A 3195-nucleotide genomic window follows, 5' to 3' on the forward strand; every position below is an offset into this window, starting at 1 on the left:
TCCACAACCCATGCAGACCTTGCCGCTTTGGGTTGTATGGTTAAGCCTCTCGGGCAATTAGTACAGGTTAGCTTAACGCCTTACAACGCTTCCACACCCTGCCTATCAACGTCGTAGTCTACGACAACCCTTCCAGAGCTTAAAGCTCAGGGATGACTCATCTCTGGGCCGGCTTCCCGCTTAGATGCTTTCAGCGGTTATCCGTTCCGAACATAGCTACCGGGCAATGCGATTGGCATCACAACCCGAACACCAGCGGTTCGTCCACTCCGGTCCTCTCGTACTAGGAGCAGCTCCCATCAATCATCCAACGCCCACACCAGATAGGGACCGAACTGTCTCACGACGTTCTAAACCCAGCTCGCGTACCACTTTAAATGGCGAACAGCCATACCCTTGGGACCGACTTCAGCCCCAGGATGTGATGAGCCGACATCGAGGTGCCAAACACCGCCGTCGATATGAACTCTTGGGCGGTATCAGCCTGTTATCCCCGGAGTACCTTTTATCCGTTGAGCGATGGCCCTTCCATACAGAACCACCGGATCACTATGACCTACTTTCGTACCTGCTCGACGTGTCTGTCTCGCAGTTAAGCTAGCTTATGCCATTGCACTAACCTCACGATGTCCGACCGTGATTAGCTAACCTTCGTGCTCCTCCGTTACTATTTGGGAGGAGACCGCCCCAGTCAAACTACCCACCAGACACTGTCCTTAACCCCGATAAGGGGTCTAAGTTAGAACATCAAACATACCAGGGTGGTATTTCAAGGACGGCTCCATATGAACTGGCGTCCATACTTCGAAGCCTCCCACCTATCCTACACAAGTAGGTTCAATGTTCAGTGCCAAGCTGTAGTAAAGGTTCACGGGGTCTTTCCGTCTAGGTGCGGGTACACAGCATCTTCACTGCGATTTCAATTTCACTGAGTCTCGGGTGGAGACAGCGTGGCCATGGTTACACCATTCGTGCAGGTCGGAACTTACCCGACAAGGAATTTCGCTACCTTAGGACCGTTATAGTTACGGCCGCCGTTTACCGGGGCTTCGATCAAGAACTTCGCTTACGCTAATCCCATCAATTAACCTTCCGGCACCGGGCAGGTGTCACACCCTATACGTCCTCTTACGAGTTTGCAGAGTGCTGTGTTTTTAATAAACAGTCCCAGCCACCTGGTCACTGCGACCACCAATAGCTTACCGCGTAAAGCGTTCACCACCGGTGGCGTACCTTCTCCCGAAGTTACGGTACTATTTTGCCGAGTTCCTTCACCCGAGTTCTCTCAAGCGCCTTAGTATTCTCTACCTGACCACCTGTGTCGGTTTGGGGTACGGTTCATATAATCATACGTTTAGAAGCTTTTCCTGGAAGCAGGGCATCAACAACTTCACTCCCTTGGGAGCTCGTCTCGTGTCTCGACCTTAAGTACCCGGATTTACCTAAGTACTCAGCCTACTCACTTTCACATGGACAACCAACGCCATGCTTGCTTAGCCTTCTCCGTCCCTCCATCACTGATTATACAAGTACGGGAATATTAACCCGTTTCCCATCGACTACGCATTTCTGCCTCGCCTTAGGGGCCGACTTACCCTGCCCTGATTAGCATGGGACAGGAAACCTTGGTCTTCCGGCGTGGGGGTTTTTCACCCCCATTATCGTTACTCATGTCAGCATTCGCACTTGTGATATGTCCAGCAAACCTTACAGTTCACCTTCATCCACTTACACAACGCTCCCCTACCCAATACGATAAATCGCATTGCCGCAGCTTCGGTATATTGCTTAGCCCCGTTACATCTTCCGCGCAGGCCGACTCGACTAGTGAGCTATTACGCTTTCTTTAAAGGATGGCTGCTTCTAAGCCAACCTCCTAGCTGTCTGTGCCTTCCCACATCGTTTCCCACTTAGCAATATTTGGGGACCTTAGCTGGCGGTCTGGGTTGTTTCCCTCTCCACGACGGACGTTAGCACCCGCCGTGTGTCTCCCGGATAGTTCTCATTGGTATTCGGAGTTTGCAAAGGGTTGGTAAGTCGGGATGACCCCCTAGCCTTAACAGTGCTCTACCCCCAATGGAATTCGTCCGAGGCTCTACCTAAATAGATTTCGGGGAGAACCAGCTATCTCCCGGTTTGATTGGCCTTTCACCCCCAGCCACAAGTCATCTCCTGACTTTTCAACGTCAGTGAGTTCGGTCCTCCAGTTGATGTTACTCAACCTTCAACCTGCCCATGGCTAGATCACCGGGTTTCGGGTCTATACCTGGCAACTATACGCGCAGTTAACACTCGCTTTCGCTACGGCTCCGCTATACGCTTAACCTCGCTACCAAATATAAGTCGCTGACCCATTATACAAAAGGTACGCAGTCACACCATAAAAGGTGCTCCCACTGCTTGTACGTATACGGTTTCAGGTTCTATTTCACTCCCCTCACAGGGGTTCTTTTCGCCTTTCCCTCACGGTACTGGTTCACTATCGGTCAGTTAGGAGTATTTAGCCTTGGAGGATGGTCCCCCCATTTTCAGTCAAGATAACACGTGTCCCGACCTACTCGATTTCACATTGATTTTGCCGTCGTGTACGGGGCTGTCACCCGGTATCGCGCCACTTCCCAGAGGCTTCCACTAACTCATTCAATGCTTAAGGGCTGCTCCCCGTTCGCTCGCCGCTACTAAGGGAATCTCGGTTGATTTCTTTTCCTAAGGGTACTTAGATGTTTCAGTTCCCCTCGTTTGCCTCTATTACCTATGAATTCAGTAATAGATACCTGTAAACAGGTGGGTTTCCCCATTCGGACATCTGTGGCTCAAATGCGTTTTGTCAGCTCACCACAGCTTTTCGCAGACTTACACGTCCTTCATCGCCTCTAACTGCCAAGGCATCCACCGTATACGCTTTGTCACTTAACCATACAACCCAAAACAGCCTTTTGACTTCTGCTTTGGCCGGTGAATCAACACCTGCTGTATGATGACAAGCTAATCGTGAATATCCTTGCTATCAATCAAATCGATAACAAGTATTCAAGTCAAGTAGAGTAGCTATTCGTGCAAAATCATCGTTAGATGACTTTTGCGCAAGGAGGACTCACAGTACGCTCAGTTGTTAAAACTAAACTCACTGCTAATTCTCTCAGTTACTCAATTTTGATTGATTACTAATATCAGCTTTCCAAATTGTTAAAGAAC

At 49.9% G+C, this 3195-nt stretch carries 1 rRNA gene; it reads right to left on the minus strand.

The window, feature by feature from the left end:
• Positions 1 to 36 precede the first annotated feature (36 nt).
• Positions 37 to 2916 (minus strand): 23S ribosomal RNA (locus HHX48_RS18505).
• Positions 2917 to 3195: the final 279 nt, after the last annotated feature.

This window comes from Salinimonas profundi (assembly GCF_014750655.1).
GTDB lineage: Bacteria > Pseudomonadota > Gammaproteobacteria > Enterobacterales > Alteromonadaceae > Alteromonas > Alteromonas profundi_A.